The 22,639-nt window shown below is 75.3% G+C and carries 13 protein-coding genes, 1 pseudogene and 1 riboswitch; of the genes and pseudogenes, 10 read left to right on the forward strand and 4 right to left on the reverse strand.

Annotated features, from left to right (window positions below):
• The 3 genes from BU198_RS05340 to BU198_RS05350 form a co-directional block, all read left to right on the forward strand.
• On the forward strand, positions 1–5,487 hold a 5,487-nt coding region (locus BU198_RS05340; RefSeq protein WP_188295676.1), incomplete at its 5' end, for an amino acid adenylation domain-containing protein.
• Positions 5,484–5,669: an MbtH family protein gene (locus BU198_RS05345; RefSeq protein WP_188295677.1), complete on the forward strand. Its 186-nt coding sequence runs from the start codon at positions 5,484–5,486 to the stop codon at positions 5,667–5,669. The genes BU198_RS05340 and BU198_RS05345, both read left to right, overlap by 4 nt.
• Positions 5,666–7,060 (forward strand): DHA2 family efflux MFS transporter permease subunit, encoded by a 1,395-nt coding sequence (locus BU198_RS05350; RefSeq protein ID WP_317619976.1) that lies wholly within the window; start codon positions 5,666–5,668, stop codon positions 7,058–7,060. Before BU198_RS05345 ends, BU198_RS05350 begins: the two co-directional genes overlap by 4 nt.
• 4 nt (positions 7,061–7,064) lie before the next feature.
• Here BU198_RS05350 and BU198_RS05355 read toward each other — a convergent pair whose 3' ends face one another.
• On the reverse strand, positions 7,065–7,604 hold the full coding sequence (locus BU198_RS05355; protein ID WP_188295678.1) for a hypothetical protein: 540 nt from the start codon (positions 7,602–7,604) through the stop codon (positions 7,065–7,067).
• A 94-nt stretch (positions 7,605–7,698) separates the two neighbouring features.
• Between BU198_RS05355 and BU198_RS05360 the strand changes: the two genes are divergently transcribed.
• Positions 7,699–8,247 (forward strand): Uma2 family endonuclease, encoded by a 549-nt coding sequence (locus BU198_RS05360; protein WP_188295679.1) that lies wholly within the window; start codon positions 7,699–7,701, stop codon positions 8,245–8,247.
• Positions 8,248–8,260: 13 nt separating this feature from the next.
• Here BU198_RS05360 and BU198_RS05365 read toward each other — a convergent pair whose 3' ends face one another.
• From BU198_RS05365 to fhuB, 3 genes and pseudogenes are all read right to left on the reverse strand, one after another.
• Positions 8,261–9,124, reverse strand: a complete 864-nt coding sequence (locus BU198_RS05365; RefSeq protein WP_188295680.1) for an MBL fold metallo-hydrolase — start codon at positions 9,122–9,124, stop codon at positions 8,261–8,263.
• A gap of 11 nt (positions 9,125–9,135) precedes the next feature.
• A riboswitch (guanidine-III (ykkC-III) riboswitch) is annotated at positions 9,136–9,203 on the reverse strand.
• A gap of 325 nt (positions 9,204–9,528) precedes the next feature.
• A pseudogene (gene fes / locus BU198_RS05370) lies at positions 9,529–10,656 on the reverse strand (enterochelin esterase); the annotation flags it as partial.
• A 10-nt stretch (positions 10,657–10,666) separates the two neighbouring features.
• Positions 10,667–12,844: a Fe(3+)-hydroxamate ABC transporter permease FhuB gene (gene fhuB, locus BU198_RS05375; protein WP_188295682.1), complete on the reverse strand. Its 2,178-nt coding sequence runs from the start codon at positions 12,842–12,844 to the stop codon at positions 10,667–10,669.
• Positions 12,845–12,949: 105 nt separating this feature from the next.
• Between fhuB and BU198_RS05380 the strand changes: the two genes are divergently transcribed.
• From BU198_RS05380 to BU198_RS05405, 6 genes are all read left to right on the forward strand, one after another.
• The gene (locus tag BU198_RS05380) at positions 12,950–13,981 is read left to right on the forward strand and encodes an ABC transporter substrate-binding protein (RefSeq protein WP_188295683.1); all 1,032 of its coding nucleotides are present in this window, start codon (positions 12,950–12,952) and stop codon (positions 13,979–13,981) included.
• Positions 13,982–14,016: 35 nt separating this feature from the next.
• Positions 14,017–14,799 carry an ABC transporter ATP-binding protein gene (locus tag BU198_RS05385; protein ID WP_188295684.1) on the forward strand — a complete coding sequence of 261 codons (783 nt, stop codon included), beginning with the start codon at positions 14,017–14,019 and terminating at the stop codon, positions 14,797–14,799.
• 287 nt (positions 14,800–15,086) lie between these two features.
• A complete protein-coding gene (locus BU198_RS05390) occupies positions 15,087–15,944 on the forward strand; it encodes a DUF4132 domain-containing protein (RefSeq protein WP_411293143.1) in 858 nt (285 codons plus the stop codon).
• A complete protein-coding gene (locus BU198_RS05395) occupies positions 15,941–21,031 on the forward strand; it encodes a hypothetical protein (protein WP_223243960.1) in 5,091 nt (1,696 codons plus the stop codon). Before BU198_RS05390 ends, BU198_RS05395 begins: the two co-directional genes overlap by 4 nt.
• The gene (locus tag BU198_RS05400) at positions 21,028–22,191 is read left to right on the forward strand and encodes an ATP-binding protein (RefSeq protein ID WP_188295685.1); all 1,164 of its coding nucleotides are present in this window, start codon (positions 21,028–21,030) and stop codon (positions 22,189–22,191) included. The genes BU198_RS05395 and BU198_RS05400 overlap by 4 nt, the downstream gene beginning before the upstream one ends.
• Before the next feature lie 4 nt (positions 22,192–22,195).
• Positions 22,196–22,639 (forward strand): DUF5682 family protein (locus BU198_RS05405; RefSeq protein ID WP_223243961.1); only part of this gene is annotated, 444 nt, incomplete at its 3' end.

The following is a 22,639-nucleotide window of genomic DNA, read 5'->3' on the forward strand; positions in this document are numbered from 1 at the left end:
GGCCTGCCCACCCTCCGGCCGGACGACGCCGACGACGAGCCCGCCGCCGCCCTGCCCGCCGCCGCCCTGCCCGCTCCCCGACCCGACCAGCCCGCCTACGTGCTGCACACCTCGGGCTCCACCGGCCGCCCCAAGGGCGTGGTGGTCACCCACGCCTCGCTGGCCAACCTGCACGCCGGCCTCGGCGAGGACCACATCGCCCCCGCCGTGCGGCGCACCGGCCGCGAGCGGCTGCGCGTCGCCCACAGCGCCTCGTTCGCCTTCGACGCCTCCTGGGACCCGGTGCTCTGGATGGTCCACGGCCACGAGCTCCACCTCCTGGACGACACCACCTACCGCGACCCGGCCGCCCTCGCCGCCCACCTCGACCGCGAGCGCATCGACTACCTCGACCTCACCCCCTCCTACCTCGAAGTCCTCCTCGCCGAGGGCATCCTGGACGAGGGCCGGCACCGCCCGTCCGTCCTCGTGGTCGGCGGCGAGGCCACCCCGCCCGCCCTCTGGCAGCGCCTGACCGCCGTCCCCGGCCTGCACCCGGTCGACCTCTACGGCCCGACCGAGACCACCGTCGACGCCTACGCCTGGACCCCGGGCCCGGACGGCGCCCCGCACGGCCGGGTGGTGCGCGGCTCCCGCGCCTACGTCCTGGACGGCTCGCTGCGCCCCGTGCCCGACGGCGTCACCGGCGAGCTGTACGTGGCCGGCGCCTGCCTGGCCCGCGGCTACCTCGGCCGCCCCGACCTCACCGCCGAGCGCTTCCTCGCCGACCCCTTCGGCCCGCCCGGCAGCCGGATGTACCGCACCGGCGACCTCGCCCGCCGCCGCCCCGTGGCCGGGGGAAGCACCCTGGAGTTCCTCGGCCGGGCCGACGACCAGGTGAAGATCCGCGGCTTCCGGATCGAACCCGGCGAGATCGCCGCCGTCCTCGCCGAACTGCCCGGCGTCGCCCAGGCCGTGGTGATCGCCCGCCCCGGCCCGCAGGGCAAGCGCCTGCTCGGCTACGCCGTCCCCGAGAGCGGCAGCGCGCCGGACCCGGACGGGCTGCGCGCCGCGCTCGCCGCCCGGCTGCCCGCGCACATGGTCCCGGCGGCCGTCCTGCTGCTGGACGAACTGCCGCGCACCGGCCACGACAAGCTCGACCACCGCGCCCTGCCCGAGCCCGCCGCCACCACCGAGGGCGCCGCCGCGGCCACGCCCGGGGAGGAACTGGTCTGCGGCCTGTTCGCGGAGGTCCTCGGCCTGCCGCAGGCGCCGGGACGGGACACCTCCTTCTTCGACCTCGGCGGCCACTCGCTGCTCGCCGGCCGCCTCGCCGCCCGGCTGCGCGACACCTTCGCCGCCCCGGTGGGCTTCGCCGACGTGTTCCGGCAGTCGACCCCGGCCGGTCTCGCCGCCCTGCTCGAAGAGGCCCGCGGCGAGGGCACCGAGGCCGGGCGCCGTCCCGCCCCGGTGTCGGTGCCGCGCACCGAGCGGATGCCGCTCTCGCCCGCCCAGCGCGGCCTCTGGTTCCTGCACCGGCTCGAAGGCCCCAGCCCCACCTACAACATCCCGTTCGCGCTCACCCTCACCGGCCCGCTCGACCGGAGCGCCCTCGCCCTCGCCCTCGGCGACGTCGTCGCCCGGCACGAGGTGCTGCGCACCGTCTACGGGGAGGAGCCGGACGGCACGCCGTACCAGCGCATCCTGCCGCCCGCGGCCGTCGAACCGCACGACGGCACCGCCGAGTCGTCCGAGTTGTCCGAGGCCGTCCGGTACGCCTTCGACCTGACCGCCGAACCGCCGCTGCGCGTCACGCTGTTCACCGGTTCGGCTGCGGCCGGTGTCGCCGACGGCGCGGAGCGGCACACCCTCCTCCTGCTGCTCCACCACATCGCGGGCGACGGCGCCTCCACCACCCCGCTGCTGCGCGACCTGGCCACCGCCTACACCGCCAGGATCGCCGGACGGGCTCCCGAACTGCCGCAGCTCGCCTTCCAGTTCGCCGACCACGCGGTCTGGCAGCGGGAACGGCTCGGCACTGCCGACGCGCCCAGCCCGCTCGCCGTCCGGCAGACCGAGCACTGGCGCGCCGCACTCGCCGGACTGCCCGACCAGCTGGAGCTGCCCCTCGACCGCCCCCGCCCGGCCGTCGCGGACCACCGGGGCGACACCGTGCCCTTCGCCCTCGGCGCCGAGGCGCACACCGCCCTGGCCGGGCTCGCCCGGGCCGCCGGGAGCACCGTCTTCATGGCCGTCCAGGCCGGGCTCGCCGCCCTGCTCAGCCGGCACGGCGGCGGCACCGACATCCCGGTCGGCACCCCGGTGGCCGGCCGCGAGGACGAGGAGACGGCCGCCCTGGTCGGCTACTTCGTCAACTCGGTGGTGCTGCGCACCGACACGTCGGGTGACCCCACCTTCCGCGAGCTGCTGGCCCGGGTCCGCGGCACCGTGCTCGCCGCCCAGGAGAACGCCGAACTGCCCTTCGACCGGCTGGTCGAGGCACTCAACCCGGCCCGCTCGCTCGCCCGGCACCCGCTGTTCCAGGTGATGCTCGCCTGGCAGAGCCGCCCGGACGAGCGGGTCGCGCTGGGCGGCGGCCTCACCGCCGACATCGCCGCGATCCCCAGCGGCACCGCCAAGTTCGACCTCACCCTCAACGCCGGCGAGCTGCCCGGCGGCGGCATCGGCGGCTTCCTGGAGTACCGCACCGACCTCTTCGACGCCACCACCGTGGCCGCCCTCGGCGAGCGCCTGGCCCGGCTGCTCACCGCCGCCGCGAGCGCCCCCGACACCCCGATCGGCCGGCTGCCGCTGATCGGCGAGGAGGAGCGGCGGCGCGCCCTGGTCGAGTGGAACGGCGCCCCCGTCACCACCGCCCCGAGCGCGACCCTGCCCGAGCTGTTCGAGGCGGCCGCCGCCGCCAACCCGGAGGCCGTCGCCGTCAACTACCGGGACGAACAGCTCGACTACACCGAACTCGCCGCCCGCGCCGACCGGCTGGCCCGGCTGCTGGCCGCCGAGGGCATCGGCCCCGGCACCATCGTCGCGCTCGCCCTGCCCCGCTCGCTCGAACTCGTCGTCGCCCTGCTGGCGGTGGCCAAGTCCGGCGCCGCGTACCTGCCGCTCGACCCGGACTACCCGGCCGACCGGCTCGCCTACATGCTGGCCGACGCCTCCCCCGCCGCCCTGCTCACCGACCGCGCCACCGCGCCCCGGCTGCCCGCCCACGAGGTACGTCAACTCCTGGTCGACGGGCCCGAGTCCGCCGCCTTCCCGGCCACCCCGCTGGCGCAGCACGAGCGCATCCGCCCGCTGCGCGCCGAGGACACCGCGTACGTCATCTACACCTCCGGCTCCACCGGAAAGCCCAAGGGCGTGCCGGTCACCCACCACAACGTGGTCCGGCTGTTCGGCGCCACCGACCACTGGTTCGGCTTCGGCGCCGAGGACGTCTGGACGCTGTTCCACTCCTACGCCTTCGACTTCTCGGTCTGGGAGCTGTGGGGCGCCCTGCTGCACGGCGGCCGGCTGGTCGTCGTCCCGCACCTGGTCAGCCGCGACCCGGCGGCCTTCCTCGACCTGCTCGCCCGCGAGCGGGTCACCGTGCTCAACCAGACGCCGTCCGCCTTCTACCAGCTGAGCGCCGCCGACCGGGTCCGCCCCGGCAGCGAACTCGCCCTGCGCTACGTGGTGTTCGGCGGCGAGGCGCTCGAACTCGGCCGACTGGACGACTGGTACGACCGGCACGCCGAGGACGCGCCCACGCTGGTCAACATGTACGGCATCACCGAGACCACCGTGCACGTCTCGTACGTCGCCCTCGACCGGGCGAGCGCCGCCGCCGGGAGCAGCAGCACCATCGGCGTCAACATCCCCGACCTGCGGGTCTACGTCCTCGACCAGCACCTCCAGCCCGTCCCGCCCGGCGTCACCGGCGAGATGTACGTGGCCGGGGCGGGCCTGGCCCGCGGCTACCTCGGCCGCCCCGAGCTGACCGCCACCCGGTTCGTCGCCGACCCGTACGCCGGGCTGTTCGGCGAGCGCGGCACCCGGATGTACCGCTCCGGGGACCTCGCCCGGCGCCGCGCCGACGGTGTGCTGGAGTACTTCGGCCGCGCCGACCAGCAGGTCAAGCTGCGCGGCTTCCGGATCGAACTCGGCGAGATCGAGGCCGTGCTGGCCGCCCACCCGGCCGTCGCCGACGCCGCCGTGGTGGTCCGCGAGGACGTGCCGGGGGACAAGCGGCTGGTCGGCTACGCGGTCGCCGCCGGCGCCACGCCGGAGGAACTGCGCGCCCACGCCGCCGCCGGACTGCCCGTCCACATGGTGCCCTCCGCCGTGGTGCTGCTCGACCGCCTCCCGCTGACCGCCAACGGCAAGCTCGACCGCCGCGCCCTGCCCGCCCCCGAGGCCCCCGCGGCGGGCGCCGGACGCCCGCCGCGCACCCCGCGCGAGCAGCAGCTGTGCGAACTGTTCGCCGAGGTGCTGGGCGTGGCCGCGGTCGGCGTCGAGGACGACTTCTTCGCGCTCGGCGGGCACTCGCTGCTGGTCGTGCGGCTCGCCGGACGGATCCGCGAGGTGCTCGGACTGGAGGTCGGCATCGGCGCGCTGTTCCAGGCGTCCACGGTGGCCGCCCTGGACGCCGCCCTCGCGGCGGGCGCGCCGGACGCCGACGCCCTGGACGTACTGCTCCCGTTGCGGCCCGTCGCCCCCGGCCGGCAGCGCCCGCTGTTCGCCGTCCACCCGGCCGGCGGCCTCAGCTGGTGCTACACCGGCCTGATCCGCAACCTGCCCGGCGACATCCCGATCTACGGCCTCCAGGCCCAGGGCGTCGGCGCCGCCACCGCCGGGCTCCCGCTGCCCGCGACGCTGGAGGAACTGGCCGCGCACTACGCGGACCGGCTGCGCGAGGTCCAGCCCGAGGGCCCGTACCGGCTGCTCGGCTGGTCCACCGGCGGGATCATCGCGCACGCGGTGGCCGTCCGGCTCCAGGAGCTCGGCCAGGACGTCGAGTTGCTCGCCGTCCTGGACGCCTACCCGGCCGAGGGCTTCCGCGAACTGCCCGTCCCCGACCGGGCCGAGGCGCTGGAGGCGCTGCTCACCATGGGCGGCTTCGGACCTGAGGATCTGGACGGGCTCCCGCTCGAACTCGGCGCCGTCACCGAGGTGCTGCGCCGCGAGGGCAGCCCGCTCGCCGGACTCGACGAGGCCACCGTGGCCGCGCTGAACGAGATCTACCTCAACACCAACCACCTGGTGCGCGGCTACGACCACCGCCGCTTCGAGGGCGACGTGCTGTTCTTCCGCGCCACCGTCGACACCATCGACGAGACCCTGGTGCCCGAACTCTGGGAGCCGTACGTGTCCGGCCTGATCGCCAACACCGACGTGGCCTGCTCCCACAAGGACATGACCCTGCCCGCCCCGATCGCGCACATCGCGAGCGTGATCGCCGACCACCTCGCCGACCTCCCGAAGAAGACCGACGATGGAGAAGACCACCGATGAGTGACGCCCCCGCCAACCCCTTCGACGCCGACGGCGCGTTCCTCGCACTCGTCAACCCCGAGGGACAGCACTCCCTGTGGCCCGCCTTCGCCGCCGTCCCGGCCGGCTGGAGCGTCGCCCACGGCCCGTGCGAGCGCGCGGCCGCCCTGGAGTGGATCAGCGCGCACTGGACCACCCTGTGACCCCTCCGGCGGTCGGGACCCCGGCGCGCCCCCTGCTCGCGGGGCGCGTCGCGGTGGTGGTCGTCTACACGGCCGCGATGTGCATGAACGGCCTGGACTCGACCATCGTCAACCCGGCACTGTTCAGCATCGCCGAGGACTTCGGCCGGCCCGTCTCGGCGGCCAACGCCGTGGAGACCGCCTTCCTGGTCGGCCTCGCCCTCGGACTGCCGGTGGCCGGCTGGCTCGGCGACCGGTACGGCGTCAAGCGGGTCTTCCTCGGCTCGCTCGCCGCCTTCACCCTCGTCTCCGCGCTCTGCGCGGCGGCACCGGGACTGGGCACGCTGTCGGCCGCCCGGGCCGTCCAGGGGGTGGCCGGAGGCCTGCTCACCCCGGTCGGGATGACCCTGCTGTTCCGGGCCTTCGCCCCGCACGAGCGGGCCGGCCTGGGCCGTTTCCTGATCGTCCCGACCGCGCTGATGCCCGCCCTCGGGCCGCCGCTCGGCGGTTTCCTCACCGAACACCTGTCGTGGCACTGGCTGTTCCTGGTCAACGTGCCGATCGGGGCGGCGGCTGTGCTCATCGGCCTGATCGGCCTGCGCGGCGAGGAGGAGCCGCCGGCCGGCCGCTTCGACACCACCGGCTTCCTGCTCGCCACCCCGGGCCTCGGCCTGCTGACCTACGCCCTGGGCTTCGGCCCGGCGCACGGCTGGACCTCCCCGGGGGTGGCCCTCGGCGGACTGCTCGGCCTGGCCCTGCTGGGAGCGGCCGTACGCCACCAACTCCGCGCGCCCGAACCGCTGGTGGACCTTCGGCTGCTCGCCGACCGCACCTTCGGCGCCGCGAGCTGGCTGGCCCTGCTGACCTCGGCCGGGCTGATGGGCGCGCTGTTCGCGCTGCCGCTGCTCGTCCAGGCCGTGCGCGGCGCGTCGGCGCTGGACGCGGGGCTGAGCGTCTTCCCCGAGGCGATCGGCCTGATGGCCGCCTCCCAGGTGGTGGACCGCCTGCTGCCGCGGCTCGGCCCGCGCCGGCTCGCCCTGCCCGGGCTGCTGCTGGCGGCGGCGGTGCTGGCCGCCCTCGGCTTCGCGGAGAACCCGTGGGCCGTACGGGCGTTGATGTTCGCCGTCGGCCTGATCCTGGGCACCGCCGTCCTCACCGTGCAGATCGCCGGCTTCGCCGACGTCCCACCGCCCGCGATGGGCCGCGCGATGGGCCTGTTCACCATCCTGCGCACCCTCGGCGGCGCCCTCGGCATCGCCGCCACGGCGGCGCTGATCGGCGCGGTCGACGACGGCGCGGGCGCCGGGCCGTACCGCCTCGCACTGCTGCTCACCGCCGCCCTGGTCGCCGCCGGCGCGCTGCTGGCCCTCCGCCTCCCGGCCGAGGCCCCGGGGCCACCCCCGGAGGACTGAACCCTCACATGGTGGTCCGCTCGGGCGCGCGCTGCGGCCGGGCGGACCACCACCACACCGTGCCCAGGAACAGCGCCCCGGGGGCGATTCCGGTGACGGCGCCGACGGCGGCCGCCGAGACGCCGCCGAAGGCCAGCGCCAGCCCGGCCGCCCCGCACAGGGCCATCGCGCCGCCGAGGACGCGCAGCGCGGGCAGCGGCCGGAGGGCGGCGAGGACGACGAGGTACGCACCCGCCACGGCGGCGAACCACGCTCCGGCGGCCTGCGGGGTGTGCAGGAGCTGGTCGGCCGCCCAGGCCCCGAGGAGGGCCACGGCTGCCGCGGAGCCCGCGAGGTACCACTGGTTCCGCCCGAGGCCGAGGCCCAGCGGAGCCCCCTCCCTGCCGCCCCAGCGCTTCCCGACCCCGATCAGGGGGAGGAACGCGGCCACCGAGACCACGCGCAGCGGCACCTCGACGGCGGTCGGCATGGCGCCGGCGCCGGTCTGGACGAACACGAGGCCGAGGCCGGCTACGAGGAGCCGGGCGGTCCGATCATCTGCCATGGGGCAAGTCTGACGTTCACTCGGGTGGCGGACAAGCCACTCGGGCCGGCGGCTGCCACTGCCGTACGGTGGTCGGAGCACCGGAGGAACGACCATGACCCTTGAGCACTACCGCCTGCTCGAAGAGGCCCGCCGCAGTCTGCCGGACGGCTACAAGGCAGAGCTGTCCGGCGACGTCATCGTGATGCAGGCGTCGCCGCCGCCGATCCACCAGCTCGACCTGGCGATCGTCCAGCGACAGTTCGAGGCGCACTGCCCGCCCGGCTACTTCCCGACCGGGAACAGCGACCTCTCCTCGCCCGAACTCGGCACCGTGCGCAACCCCGACCTCACCTACCTGCCCGAGGACGTCATCGAGCTGGGCCGCGAGATCCCCGCGGACCTGGCGCTGGTCGCGGTCGAGGTCGTGTCGCCGTCCAACCCCGACAACGACTGGAGCGGAAAGGTCCGCGACTACCCGCGGATGGGCTTCCCGCTCTACCTGATCGTGGACCCTCGGCAGAAGACCGTGACGCTGTTCTCCGAGCCCGACCGCGACCGCTACCACACCAGGACGGAACGGGAGTTCGGGGAGAGGATCCGCATTCCCGCGCCGTTCGACTTCGAGCTGGACCTGGCCCGGCTGGTGCCCTACCGGGACTGAGCGGCCTCGGCGCTCAGTCGTGCGGCCAGAGGATCAGGTCGTCCAGCGGGTACCGGCGCGGCCGGTCGCCGAGTTCGGTGACGGCGTCGCGGATCCGGTGCAGGTGGGCGGGGGTGAGCTGGAGCGGCGGCTCGTCGGGCTGGTGGGTGGTGCGGATGGGGTAGTCGACGCCCGGGGCGCGGGTCATCTCGATGTGGCAGCCGAGCACATGGGTCACCGGGTGGCTCTCGGTGAACGCGACCAGCCGTTCGACGGTCCGCCCGAAGGCAGGCCAGTCGTTGATGTACAGCCGCCCCGGGTAGACGGTGTCGCCGGTGAGCAGGAAGCCCGTCCACGGGTCGTAGTAGGTCACCGAGGCCTCGTGGTGTCCCGGCGTGGCCAGGCACTTCAGCACCCGCCCGCCGCCGAGGTCGACCCGGGCCACCGCCTCCTCGTCCCGGTCGAAGCCGAAGTACGGCCAGGCGGTGGCGAGTCCGGCGCCGACCAGGGTGGTCGAGGGCCGGCCGGCGAACTGGCCGTCCCCGGCGACGTGGTCACCGTGCGGGTGGGTGTGCAGCACCAGCAGCGGGTAGTCGCCGCCGGGTCGGGGGTTGTCGGCGAGCCACTCCGCGATCAGCTCGTCGACGGTCGCGCGCAGCGGGAAGTACGCGGCCTCGGCCGTCGCCCCGGTGTCGATCAGCACGGCCCGCTCCGTCCCGAACAGCAGGAACAGGAACGGAGCCTCGTAGTGGACCGCCTTGTTCTGCCGCAGGATGACGGTGTGCTCGTCGTACGCGTGGACCTGGATGTCCGGATCGGTGTTGTGCTTCGCGGACGGGGAACCGTGGATCCACCGCACGTCCAGGGGGCGGGCGCTCGGAGTGCCGGCAGCGGACATGACGCCTCCAGAGTGCGTCGTCTTGGCGGACCGGGTACGGCGCACGTCTCGTCCGGGGCCGACGCCACTGCGCCGCCCCGGGGACGCTAGCACGGGGTCGGCGGCGGCCTCAGTCGGTCTGGGGGGAAGCGTTGCGGACGAACTCGACGAAGTCGGACCAGTCCTCGGCGGTGAGAGCGAGTTGGGGTCCGGTCTTATCCGGCCCGAAGGTGTGCGAATCGACCGAAACCCATCCCTACGGGTGACCGCCGGCCCGGCAGGGGCCGATCCGGCGGTCAGGGTCACGCGAGGGGGACCAGGCGGCGATGCGCGAGCGACGGTTGTCCTCGCCGATGCACTGCCGGACGCCGAGGACGACGCCCTTGGTGTTGCTGGTGAGGCACCCGTCGTCGTTGCCGACGGCCTCATGCGTGCCGCTGAGGCCGTCCGAGGAGGTCCACCAGCCCGTCCGCCAGCCCGCCGCGCCAGCAGGCGTAGTCGTGGCCGCCGTTGAACTCGCGGTAGGTGAGGTCGTAGCCGCGGGCGGTGAGGACGTCGCGCAGGTGGCGGTTCTGACTGAGAAGCATCCACTCCTGGAGGCCGACCTCGATCCAGAAGCGGGCCGGGCGCCGTTCCTCGGCGGCGAAGCGGCGGGTGAGCCATTCGCTGCCCACGTCGAACTCGGTCTCGTCCGGCCACCAGAAGGAGCCGGACTGGCAGAGCGCGTTGCCGAAGCGGTCCGGGCGGTGGTAGGCGGCGTAGGCGGCGGTGAGGCCGCCCGCGCTCTGGCCCGCGACGACCGTGGCGGAAGGGTCGGTGCTCGCGCCGAACTCCGTTGCGGCCCAGGGGAGGAGGCGGTCGGCGAGGAGGTCGACGAAGGCCGGGTTGCAGCTCAGGTCGTCCGGCCGCTGCGGGCCCATGGTGTGGACGAGCAGGGTGACGGCCGGCGGGATCGCGCCGTCCGCCGTCAGGTTGTCGAGGGTGTCGCCGACGGACAGCACCTCGCCCCACATCTCGCCGTCCAGCAGCACCACGACCGGGTACGGTCCGCCGTCCGCGCGGTGTCCGGCCGGGAGGTGGACGTCCACCCGCCGCCCGGCCACCGTGTGTTCCAGCGTCCGCCCGCGCGGCACGCCGTCGCGCCGCTCGACGTACGGCTGCGCGGGCGCCGCGGGCAGGCTGAGCACCGAGGACGGGTGGCGGCCGTCGCGGGCGGGCAGCCGGGGCCCGGCGTCGTACGGGTCGGGGCGGGCCTGGTCGAGGACCCGCAGCCAGTCGGGGCGGGTGGTGCCGGGGGCCTCGCCGCGGAACGGGTAGAGCTGGTAGGACGCGCGGTGGTCCGCGCGCAGCCGGTAGCTGATCGCCCATGTGCCATCGGTCTGACGGTTCATCAGATGTGGTGTCAGGTCGCCGGCGTGGCGGTCCTTGTCGGTGACGGTGTGCAGCAGCGCGAGTACGCCGTCGCAGTCGCCGTCCCGGTGGGTGAAGGTGACCAGGCGGTAGGCGGGGTCGTCGGGGTCGGGGGCGACGATCGGGGTTTCCACAGCAGTGACTCCAAAAGGCTTAGGCGGGGCTGCCCTTGCGGCCGAGCAGCACCCAGAGCAGGAAGGGACCGCCGAGGACGGTGGTGACGATGCCGACGGGGATCTCCACCCCGGCGAACAGCACCCGTCCCAGGGTGTCCGCGAGTACGACGAGCAGGGCGCCGGTCAGCGCGGAGCCGAGTACCGGCACCCGCGCGGGCCCGGCCAGGCGCCCGGCGATCACCGGGGCGGCCAGCGCCACGAAGCCGACCGGCCCGCAGACGCCGACGGCCAGCCCGGCGAGCGCGACCGCCAGCAGCAGGCAGGCGAGCCGGACCCGGCCCGGGTCGACGCCGAGGGCGGAGGCGACGCTGTCGTCGAAGCGCAGCACCGCCAGCCGGCGGGCCACCACCAGCGCGAGCGGTACCAGCACGGACAGCCCGATCAGTACGGGAGTGGCGACGGCGAAGTCCCGCCCGTTGAGGCTGCCGTTGGTCCAGATGTACAGCGAGCCCGCGGAGTTGAGCGAGCGGCGGGCCATTGCGACCTGGATGATCGAGGAGGCGAGCGCCGACATGGCGAGCCCGACCACCAGTACCCGGTAGCCGCGGGCACCGAGCCCGCCGGAGGCCAGGGTGACGACCAGGACGGCGACCAGAGCGCCGAGCGGTCCGGCCCACCAGGCGCCGAAGGTGCCGGCGGTGCTGGCGGAGATCAGTACGGCGGCCGTCGCGCCGTCGTTGACGCCGAGCAGTTCGGGGGTGGCGAGGCGGTTGCGGGCGAGGGTCTGGGTGAGGCAGCCGGCCAGGCCGAGGGCCGCGCCGGCGGCGAGCCCGGCGACGATCCGGCCGAGCCTGAACTTCTGCACCAGCAGTACGTCCAGCCGGTCGCCGTAGCCGAACACGGCCTGGAAGGTGCGGCCGAGGCCGAGTTCGCTCTGTCCGGCGTGCGCCGCGACCACCACGGCGGCCAGCAGCGCGGCGGTGAGGCCGAGCGAGGCCAGCAGCGCGCGGTGCGGCAGCAGCAGTGACCAGGCGCCGTAGCGCAGCGTCACGTCCGGCCTGGGCGGGGCGGGTTCCCCGCTTCGAGCGGGGGGCGTGGACTCGGTCTGGTCGCCCATGGCGAGGGCGGCGGAGCGCTTGGAGCGGACGATCGCGATCAGCGCCGGGGCGCCGATCAGGGCGACGATCACCGACACCGGTGCTTCGAAGGGCCTGGCCACCACCCGGGCGAGCACGTCCGCGCCGGTCAGCACGGCGGCGCCGAACAGTGCGGCGAGCAGGGTGAGCCGGCCGACCCTGGGGCCGGCGATGGTACGGGCGAGGAAGCCGGAGAGCAGCCCGAGGAAGGCGACGGGGCCGGCCAGCGCGACCGCCGAGGCGGTCAGCAGGGTGACCGCGAAGGCGACGGCGGCCCGGGTGGCGCCGGGCCGGTGGCCGAGGCCGCGGGCGAGGTCGTCGCCGAGGGCGAGCGCGGTCAGCGGCCGGGTGGTGAGCGCGGCGAGCAGGAACCCGGCGCCGAGCACGGGGGCGAGCTGGCGCAGCGTCGTCCAGCCCTCCACGCCGGCCAGCGAGCCGAGCACCCACACCCGGTACCGCTCGTACGCCTCGGGGGAGTTGACGATCAGCACGTCGGTGAGCCCGCGGAAGATCGCCGCGACGGCGGAGCCGGCCAGCACCAGCCGCATCGGCGAGCCGCCGCCCCTGGTGCTGGCGACCAGCAGCACGACGGTGCTGGCGAGCACGGCGCCGCCGAAGGCGAAGGCGAGGTAGCCGAAGGAGGTCTGCACGCCGAGCAGGGCGATGCCGACGACGACGCCGAGCGAGGCGCCGGCGTTGACGCCGAGCAGGCCGGTCTCGGCGAGCGGGTTGCGGGTGACGGACTGGAGCTGTGCCCCGGCGACGCCGAGCGCGGCGCCGACCAGCAGGGCGGTGACGGTGCGTGGCATCCGCAGGTCGCCGACGACCAGGGCGAGCCGGCTGTCCGCGCGGGCGCCGTCGTGGTTCAGCAGGTAGTCCAGCACCCGCCCCGGGCCGACCTCGCCGGCGCCGACCGACAGCGACAGCGCGGCCAGGGCGAGCAGGAGCAGCACCGCCGCGGTGACGGCCGGCCAGATGGGGCGGGTGCCGTCGGAGCCGCGGCTCGGCCGGGCCGGTGGCGGCGAGTCCGGCGCGGCGGCGGGGGGCGCCTCGTGGACGTCGGCTTGCGACAATGTCATAAGGTAAGGCTAACCTAATGGTCGAGTCGTCCCGAGAGCACCTCCACCTGCCGCTCTCTCCCGGACGCCGCACAACTTCCGTACCACCGTTGCCCGGAGGCACCCATGCCGTTCGCCCGTCGCCCGCTCAGCCCCGTCCGCCGCCGTGCGGCCCAGGCGCTGGCCGTCACCGGGGCGGCCGCGCTCCTGCTCACCGGCTGCGGTTCCTCCGGCTCCTCGTCCTCGGGCTCGTCCGCCTCGGCCTCCCCGGCGGCCGACGCGGCGGGCGGCGGGAAGGCGGACGCCGCGGGCGGCAAGCGGACCGTCAAGGACGCCACCGGCAAGGCCGTCGAGGTGCCCGCCGAGCCCAAGCGGATCGTCACCCTCACCCAGGAGGACCTGGACGCGGTGCTCGCCCTCGGCGTCAAGCCGGTCGGCATCACCAACGGCCAGGGGCTGGCCGAGCCGCCGGCGTACCTGAAGGACAAGGTGCAGGGCATCCCGGTGGTCGGCAACCTGCTCCAGCCCGTGATGGACAAGGTGATCGCCGCCAAGCCCGACCTCATCCTGGCCGGCGACATGCAGGACGAGCAGGTGCTCAAGCAGCTGCGCGAGATCACCCCCGCCACGCTGGTCACCATGGCGCCCACCGACGACTGGAAGCTCGCCTTCCGCGGCATCGGCAACGCCGTCAACAAGCTGGAGCAGGCCAACAAGGTGATCGGCGACTACGACGCCAAGGCCGCCAAGGCGGGTGGCGAGCTCACCAAGAACAAGGGCGCCGCCGTCTCCATCGTGCGCTGGAACCCCACCGGCCCGAGCTGGATGGAGAAGAAGCAGTTCGCCAGCGGCGTCGCCCTCGACATGGGCCTGACCCGCCCGGCCGCGCAGGACAAGGACGGCAACGCGCACAGCCCGGCGCTGAGCCTGGAGAAGCTCAACGAGATCGACGGCGACTGGCTGTTCCTGTCCACCCTCACCGACGACGGCAAGACCGCGCTCAAGGAGGTCCAGTCCAAGCCCGCCTACCAGGAGCTGAACGCGGTGAAGAACAACCACGCCGTCACCGTGGACGGTTCGGTCTGGTCGACCCGGGGCGGCCCGCTCGCCGCCGACGTCGTCATCGGCGACTTCTCCAAGGCGCTCGCGGGCAACTGAGCGGACACCGGTAGAGGGGTCGAGGGGGAGCAGCCATGGAGTTGACGATCGAGGGGCTCAGCGCCGGCTACGGGCCGGGGCGCCCGGTGCTCGGCGGCGTCGACCTGACCGTCCCGGCCGGGAAGGTGGTGGCGGTGGTCGGCCCGAACGGCTGCGGGAAGTCCACCCTGCTGCGGGCGGTGGCCCGGCTGCACCGGCCGGACGGCGGACGGGTCCTGGTCGGCGGCGAGGACGTGTGGCGGCTGCGCCCGCGCCAGGCCGCCCACCGGATCGCCCTGCTGCCGCAGAGCCCGCAGGCCCCGGAGGCGGTCACCGTCACCGGGCTGGTCCGCTACGGCCGCCACCCGCACCAGGGGCTGTTCCGCCAGTGGTCGGCGCAGGACGAGCGGCTGACCGCCGAGGCCCTGCGCGCCACCGGTGTCGAGGAGCTGGCCGACCGCCGCCTCGACCGGCTCTCCGGCGGCCAGCGCCAGCGCTGCTGGCTCGCGATGGTGCTCGCCCAGGACACCCCGGTGGTGCTCCTCGACGAGCCGACCAGCGCGCTGGACCTCGGGCACGCGGTGGAGGTCCTGGAGCTGGTCCGCCGGGTCGCGGCGGGTGGGCGGACGGTGGTCATGGTGCTGCACGACCTCGCGGCGGCGGCCCGCTACGCGGACCTACTGGTCGCGCTGCGGGACGGCGCGGTGGTGGCCTGCGGGCCGCCGCGCGAGGTGGTGGACGCGCCGCTGGTGCGGGCGCTGTACGACATCGACAGCCATGTGCTGGCGGCGCCGGGCGACGGTGCGCCGGTCATCGTTCCCAGGGCGCCGCTGGGCTGACCCAGGGCGCCAACGGGCTGATGTGCCGGGTTGGTCCGCCGGCTGATCCGAACTGATCCGATCCGATCCGATCCGAACCGATCCGCCGGTCCGGCGGGGGCGGCTGCCACGAGGCGGCCGCCCCGCCTTTTTCTCTTCTTCGATCACTCGTTCGAGTGGTTTGAACTCTGCATGTCAGGGCCCATGTTCACCCCGCCCGTCGCGTTGTCAGTGCCCCTCGCTACGTTCCTCGCATCGCTGGTCGGCAACACCGCCGACAGGCGTTCCCTGGTGTGAGGAGTACGGCCGTGGCATGGGTGGAGACGGGCGCGGGAGGGTACCGCGTCGCCCTCGACGGGGAGGGCAGGGTGGTGTGCCGCAACGCGGCGGGCCGCGACCTCAAGTCCGTACCGTCGAAGCTCGGTGACGACCCGGTGGTCACCCAGCTCAAGCAGCTCGCCGAGTGGCTGGCCGCGCACGAGCGGGGCTGCCAGGAGGACGTCGAGCGCTGGATGGTCCGATCGCTGCCGGTGCCCGCCGCGGTCCTCACCGCGGTGTGGCCGGACGCGGCCTGGCAGGGCGTCCTGAAGGACCTCGTGGTCACCGCCACCGACGGCTCGGTGGCCGGCTTCCTGCGCGGCGCCGACGCCGAGCGCGGCCTCGGCCTGGTCGACCTGGACGGCGACACCGTGCGCCTCACCGACGGCGAGATCCTGATACCGCACCCCGTCCTGCTCGACGACCTCGACGACCTGCGCGAGTTCGCCGTCGAGCTCGGCGTCTCCCAGCGCGTCCAGCAGCTCTACCGCGAGGTCTGGCACCGGCCCGCGGAGCCGCCGGCCGGCACCGAGGTCACCACCTACGCCGGCGGCCGCTACCGCGAGCTGCGCGAGCTGGTCGGGCGCTGCGTCAGGCTCGGCTGCCGGGTCCGCGGCGGCTCCGCCGTCCAGCCGGTCACCGAGGGCGGCCGCACCGTCGAGGCCCGGGTCTGGGTCGGCGACTACTACGAGTACGACGCGTGCGAGACCGGCGCGCTCAGCTGGGCCGGCCCCGACGGCCGCGCCCTGCCGCTCACCGAGGTCGGACCGGTCGCCTGGTCCGAGGGCATGCGGATGGCCGCCGCCCTGCACGCCGGCCGCACGATCCAGGGGGAGGAAGCCGCATGACCGCCACCGGCCTGACCACGACCACCACCGGCACCGGAGCCGACCGCACCGCGACACCCGAGGAACTGCTCGACGCCGGGGCGGTGCTCCCCGCAGGTACGCTGCCCGACGCCGGCCGCCCCGACAGCGCCGCCGACGTGCTCACCGCCCGCGGCTACACCCACCCCGCGCTCGACGGGCGCCGGATCGTCCGGCTCGTCCCCGGCTCGCTCGGCCCGGCCGAGGACCTCGCCCTCGACTTCCTCGGCCTGGTGCCGGAGACCGCGCCCGCCGAGGTCGGCCAGGTCCGCCAGGAGGCGCTCGGCTTCCCCGCCTGGGCGCTGGTCCACGACCCCGCCAACGGCCACCACGCGCTCGCCCTGGTCAAGGAGATGGAGCGGCTCGCCCGCCAGGCCACCTCCAAGCCCGGCGCCGCCAAGGACGGCTTCGACGAGCTGGCCACCCGCCTCGGCCGGGCCGTCCCGCACTTCCTGCCCACCTTCTGCGAGGAGGTCGGCCGGATCTTCCTCGGCCACGGCAACCAGACCTACGCCGCCGCCTGGTTCGGCAAAGCCCGCGACGCCGAGCGCACGTACGGCCTGACGGTGGACGAGGAGCGGCTGCGCGCCGTCTTCCTGGAGTTCGCCCTGGCCGGCGCGCTCACCGTCAAGTCCCTGCGCCAGTACGTCAAGGAGCTCGCCCAGCGGCTCGACCCGCTGACCGCCTGGCAGCGCTTCCGCCAGCTGTGCACCGAGCGCTCCGCGGCCGGCATGGCCCCGTACGCCGGAGTCGCCGAGGACGCCCGCGCACTGGTCAAGGCCGCCGGGCTGGACCGCACCGAGCACGAGCGGGCGCTGCTCGCCGAACTGCTGGACTCCCCGGCGGTCAACCGGGCCCCCGGCGCGTTCTGGAAGTCCTGGCACGGCGCACTGGTCGAGCTCGGCCGCAGCGACGCGGCCGTGCGCACCCGCCTGCTGGAGCTGCTGCCCGACCCGGCCTCACCCGACCCGGCCCCGCACGACACCGCCTGGCTGGCGGTCCTCACCGAGACCGGCGCCGAGGCCCTGCTCACCGGCCCCCGCGCCGAGGGCGCCGAGCCCGCCGCCGCGTGGCTCCAGCGCTGGTGCAACCACCACGGCCGCGGCTGGCGCAACCGGCCCAGCTGCCCGGACACCCTCGCGCTGGCCGGCCGGATGGTCGAGCGGCTCAAGGCCGACGCCGTCCCGGTGGACCTCCACACCGGCGTCCGCGCCAGCCGGACGCGGATCGACCTGCTGGACCTGCTGCTCACCGCGGGCGTGCCGGTCGCCGACCCGCCGGACGGCCTCGGCATCGACCTGAACGACTGGGTCGCGGAGTGCGGCCCCGACAGCCCCGCCCTCACCGCCGTCGGCGCCGACGAGCGCTACCGGCCCCTGCTGCGCCGCGCCACCCCGTCCGCCTGGGCGACGGCCGCCAAGCGCGAGGTGCCCGCCCTGCCGCTGCTGAACGAGCTGTTCGCCGAGTGGGCCGAGGAGCGCGCCGAGGAGCTGTTCGCCGCCCGCGGCCTGGCCGCCGCCACCGACCTGGTCCGCGCGTTCGGCCAGCACCGCACCGCCGTCCGGACGGTCGCGCCGGCCGTCGCCGACCGGGTCGCCGGCCTCGACGTCACTACGCTGCTCACCGACGCCCTCCAGGCCGGCATCCTGGACGAACTCGGCTGGCCCGCCCTGGAGGAGGCGCTCGGCAAGCTCGCCGACCCGCCCGCCGACGACGCCCCGCAGCACCCCGTCCCCAGCCTGGGCGGCGCGGGCCTGAGCGGTCTGGTCATCGAGGACGCCTGGCCGAACCTGCTGCTCACCCGTCTTGACCGGGCCGTCGTGGTCGGCCCGGAGGGCATCGTGCTGGAGCACACCCTGCGCCTGCCCGAGCGGCCGTCGAACGAGCGGAACCGGACCAGGCTGCGCTTCGCCGACGGCGAACTGCTGGTCGTCTGGCCCCAGGACGGCAAGCAGCTCGCGTACTGGTCCAGCCGCCCGGACGAGCAGTTCGAGCTGGAGGGCGAGACCCTCGTCGGCTACTACTACCGCGACCGGGATCCGGAGCCGCCGTCCCTCCAGCTGCCCGGCGGCGGCCGCACCACCGGCGAACGCCCGCTGCACGCCGGCGACACCCGGATGCCCGACGAGCACCGCGTCCTCGGCGACGGCACCGGCTACTGGACGGTGCGCCACGCCTCCGACGGTGAGGCCGTCCTGCGCGAACTCGACCCGGCCACCGGCACCCTGGGCCGCACCGCCGAACCGCCGGTGATCGCCGCCACCGCCCAGGCCGGCCGGCTCAGCCGGAAGAACACCTGGCTGCTGCCGCTCCAGCCCGGCCTGGAGCACACGCCACTCGGCACCGACGGCACCGTGCTCGGCAGCTGGGCCAGGGTCGAGCCGCACAAGGCCGTCACCACCTTCACGGCCGACGGGCAGCGCATCGTGCTGCCGCTGACCGGACACCGGTCGGACACCGTCCCGGTCGGCCGGCTCGCCCTGCCCGGCGCGGCCGCCCCGGTGGTCAGCCACACCTCCGGCGAGCACTTCTCGCTCAACCTGCCCGACCTCACCGGCCACGCCGACCGCACCGTCGACCTGCGCCCCTGCCGGGCCGGCGAGCTCTCCGCCGCCGGCACCCCGCTCGTCCCGCCGTACCCGCACTGGCACGCCCTGCGCCCGCGCGACGAGGCCGGCTCCGAGGTGCTGCGCACCGTCACCGCCGAGCAGGCCGCCCTACTGATCGACGCCGCCTGGCCGGTCGACACCGAGCCGGTCCCCGAGGACGAGCGGTGCTGGCTCACCGTCCAGGGCGTGCGCCGGCCGCTCGCCCGGCGCACCCCGCGCACCCTGCCGGTCCCGGAGGTCGGCGCGATCCTGCCCGGCATCGCGGACCGGCGGCTGCTCGCCGGCGTCGCCGGGATCGCCCGCCTCGCCGCCGACCTGCTGGACCGGATCGCCCGGTTCACCCCGCAGCCGGAGGCCGAGCGCCCGGGCAAGAAGCAGGACACCGAGTGGCAGCCCGAGCACGGGCGCGACTACGAACTGCGCGACGCCGTGCGCGCCGTGCTGCCGGAGCCCGGCGGCTTCGGCAACAACTGGGGCTCCTCCGAACACTGCTGGGTGCTCAACAACCTGCGCGCCGTCACCGGGGTGCTGACCGCCCCGCCCGCCGCCGACGGCGAGGGCTGGAGCAGCCCCGCCACCGTCTCCCTGCGCAACGGCGACGTCAGCCACGGCTGGCTGCACCTGCTCGGCCGGGTCCACGCCCTGGCCCACGCGGTGGCCTCGCCGTTCACCGACCCCGCCCACCGTTCCTCGCTGGTCCTGCTGCTCGGCGAGCTGACCAAGGGCCCGCTGGCCGACCGCGGCACCACCCTGCGCGAGATCGTCCTCGCCGAGCAGGTCCCGGCGGCCGTGAACGCCACCAGTGGCCGGCCGGTCGCCCAGCGCCAGGGCGAGGTGCTGCGGCACGGCGGGCGCACCGTCGTCATCCTCGCCCACCAGCGGCAGTACACCGACGGCACCGTGCACTGGCTCGCCGTCGACCACGACCCGAGCGGGGAGTTCGGGCCCGTCGCGCACTTCACCACGGTCGAGGAGCGCGGCACCGGGGAGCTGGTCGACGCCGCCTGGGTCGCCACGTTCTGGCGGGTCGCCGCACTGCGCGGCGCCGTTCCGCACGACCGGGCCAGGGCCGAGGCCTTCAGCCGGCTCACCGGCATCGGCGTCGCCCGCTCCGCCCTGCTGCTCAGCCCGCCGAGCGGCCTGCTGTACTGGACGGACGTCGCCGTTCCCGCCGAACTCGACTTCAAGACAGCCGAGTTCAAGGCCGCCAGGGACTGGCTGCGGCGGCACGACCACGACGGCCTCGCCGCCGTCTGGGGCGCCCTGCTGCCCGCCGACCCGAAGACCCTGTGGACCGAGGGGCCGGACATCGCCGCCGGGGCCGAGGAGTGGATCCGGCGGTTCGGACGGCTCGTCACCCTCCCCGACGAGGTCCTGGCCACCGTCCAGGGGGTGCCCATCGACACCGTCGAGGCGGTGCTCAACCCCGGCCACACCCCGTGGCTGACCGGCCGCACCGGCTTCCGGCTCGGCGAGTTGGACGGGGTCGGCCTGCGACTGGTCGCCGAGGACGAGTCCGCCGTCCCCGGGAGCGGCGCGCTGAGCTCCACCATCGCCGCGCTGCGCTGGCTCGCCTACCACCTGCCCGCCGACAGTCCGCTGCGCCCGCTGCTGCCCACGGCCGCCGAGGCGCTGCGCGACCGCCTGGCCGACCCGGAGCTGCTGCTCGACCTCGACCTGCTGCGCACCGTCAAGGGCGCCTCGCTGTCCGCCGTCCTGCGCACCCACTTCGGCCTGCCCGCCGAGGGCGGCGCGGACCGGGACGGCCTGGTCCGCTGCGGACCGGCACTCGTCCTGACCCCGTACCACGAGGAGACGGAACGGGTCTGGCTGCGCCCGGCCGCCCTCACCGGGCCGGACGACCCGCTGCTCGAACTGCTCGAAGGGCTCTCCAACAGCTACTGGTACTCGACCGAGCGGCGGGCCGTCGAGGCCGTGCTGCGCGGCGAGCCGGAGCGGCTGGCCGCCTCCGTCCCCGTGGCGCCGGCCCCCGACGAGGGCCCCGCCTGGCTGCAGGACCCGCGGCTGTCCGTCCCCGCACTGGTCGCCGAGGTGTCCCGCACCCACGGCCTGGGCGAGGACGCCGCCACGCTCTACCTCCAGCTGCTCGCCCTGCCCGACCCGACCGACCGCAACGCCGCCCGCTGGACGGGCTGGAAGCCCGCCCGGCTGAAGAAGGCCCGCGCCGAACTCGCCGCCACCGACCTGGTGCTGGAGGCCAAGCGCTCCCGGGCCGGCCGAGGCCTCTTCCTGCCCGGCGGCTGGCAGGAGGCCAAGTCGCCCGCGCTGCCGGCCGAGACCTGGAAGGCCGCCCTGTACGAACTGCACACCCACCGGCCCGCTTCGGTGCCGCTGTCCATCCCCGAGCTGTTCGCCCGGGCCTGGCAGCGGACCGTCGACGGCGACGCCCCCGGTTACGAAGAGCTCCGGACCAGCAAGCGCAGGAAGGCCCGCCGATGACCGCCACCGAGACCACCACGGGTGCGACCGCCACCGCCCCCGCGGACCGGCAGATCGTCCCGCCCGAGGAGAAGTACGCCGCCGAACTGGAGTTCCTGGCCGCCCACGACGGCGGCCCGCGCCCGCCCGGCTGGCGGCTGACCCCACGCGCCGTGGTCACCTTCGTGATGGGCAGCGGCGGCGAGAAGCTCAAGGCCGGGCGCAAGGGCCTGGTCATCGAGCCGAAGTTCGTCGGCGAACGCGCGCTGGTCGAGCGCTGCGTCGTCACCCTCGCCGGCGAGCGCGGCCTGCTGCTCGTCGGCGAGCCCGGCACCGCCAAGTCCATGCTCTCCGAGCTGCTCGCCGTCGCCGTCTGCGGCACCAGCGCGCTGACCGTCCAGGGCACCGCCGGCACCACCGAGGACCAGCTCAAGTACGGCTGGAACTACGCCCTGCTGCTCGCCAAGGGGCCCAGCCGCGAGGCCCTGGTCCCCTCGCCGGTGCTCACCGCGATGACCACCGGCGCGGTCGCCCGGGTCGAGGAGGTCACCCGCTGCCTGCCCGAGGTGCAGGACGCCCTGGTCTCACTGCTCTCCGAACGGCGGATCGCCGTCCCCGAGCTGGCCGGCACCCAGGACGGGCAGCTGCACGCCGCGGCCGGCTTCACCCTGATCGCCACCGCCAACCTGCGGGACAAGGGCGTCAGCGAGATGTCCGCGGCGCTCAAGCGGCGGTTCAACTTCGAGACGGTCGGCCCGATCGGCAGCCTCGCCGCCGAGGTCGACCTGGTCCGCCGCCAGTCCACCGTGGCCGTGGCCAGGGCCGGCGCCGCCTACGCGGTGGACGACGCCGTCCTGGAGGCCCTGGTCACCGCCTTCCGCGACCTGCGCACCGGCCGCTCCACCGAAGGCTGGGACGTCGAACGCCCGTCCACCGTGATGAGCACCGCCGAGGCGGTCTCCGTCGCAACCTCGCTCGGCGTCAGCGCCGCCTACCTGCCCGACGGCGGGGACCTGCTCGGCCGGCTGCCCGGCCAGCTCCTCGGCGTGGTCCGCAAGGACGAGCCGTCCGACGCGGCCCGGCTGCTCGGCTACTGGGACGGCCCGGTCCGCCGCCGTGCCGAACAGGGCGCCGCCACCTGGCGCACCCTGTGGGACCTCCGCTCGGCACTGGAGGCCTGATCCGATGAGCAGCGCGGAGATCCCCCGCCCGGACGACGCGGACCGGACGGTCCGGGCCGAGGCCGACCGGCTGGCCGCCTCCGGCACCGGCCGCCCGGGGCCCTACCTGATCGGCGTGCGCCACCACGCGCCGTCCCTCAGCGCGGTCGTCCCCGCGCTGCTCGACGCCGCCAGGCCGGAGGCCGTCCTGGTCGAGCTGCCCGCCGAGTTCCAGCCCTGGCTCGGCCCGCTCGCGGACGAGGCCACCCTGGCCCCGGTCGCCCTCGCGGCGGCCCCGGCCGGGCCCGAGGAGGAGGCGGGGCCCGCCTTCTACCCGTTCGCCGACTTCTCCCCGGAGCTCGTCGCCCTGCGCTGGGCCCGGGACAACGGGGTGGAGGTCATCGCCTGCGACCTCCCGCTCGCCCACCGGGCCGCCCGCGCGGGCGCCGGCGGGCCCGGGGAGCCGCGG

Source organism: Streptomyces sp. CBMA156 (assembly GCF_014596515.1).
Lineage (GTDB): Bacteria > Actinomycetota > Actinomycetes > Streptomycetales > Streptomycetaceae > Kitasatospora.

Excerpts from the sequence above, each read along its gene's own strand:
- BU198_RS05345 (WP_188295677.1), top strand. The coding sequence starts at position 5,484 with ATGAGTGACGCCCCCGCCAACCCCTTCGACGCCGACGGCGCGTTCCTC.
- BU198_RS05355 (WP_188295678.1), bottom strand. The coding sequence starts at position 7,604 with ATGGCAGATGATCGGACCGCCCGGCTCCTCGTAGCCGGCCTCGGCCTC.
- BU198_RS05360 (WP_188295679.1), top strand. The coding sequence starts at position 7,699 with ATGACCCTTGAGCACTACCGCCTGCTCGAAGAGGCCCGCCGCAGTCTG.
- BU198_RS05365 (WP_188295680.1), bottom strand. The coding sequence starts at position 9,124 with ATGTCCGCTGCCGGCACTCCGAGCGCCCGCCCCCTGGACGTGCGGTGG.
- fhuB (WP_188295682.1), bottom strand. The coding sequence starts at position 12,844 with ATGACATTGTCGCAAGCCGACGTCCACGAGGCGCCCCCCGCCGCCGCG.
- BU198_RS05380 (WP_188295683.1), top strand. The coding sequence starts at position 12,950 with ATGCCGTTCGCCCGTCGCCCGCTCAGCCCCGTCCGCCGCCGTGCGGCC.
- BU198_RS05385 (WP_188295684.1), top strand. The coding sequence starts at position 14,017 with ATGGAGTTGACGATCGAGGGGCTCAGCGCCGGCTACGGGCCGGGGCGC.
- BU198_RS05395 (WP_223243960.1), top strand. The coding sequence starts at position 15,941 with ATGACCGCCACCGGCCTGACCACGACCACCACCGGCACCGGAGCCGAC.
- BU198_RS05400 (WP_188295685.1), top strand. The coding sequence starts at position 21,028 with ATGACCGCCACCGAGACCACCACGGGTGCGACCGCCACCGCCCCCGCG.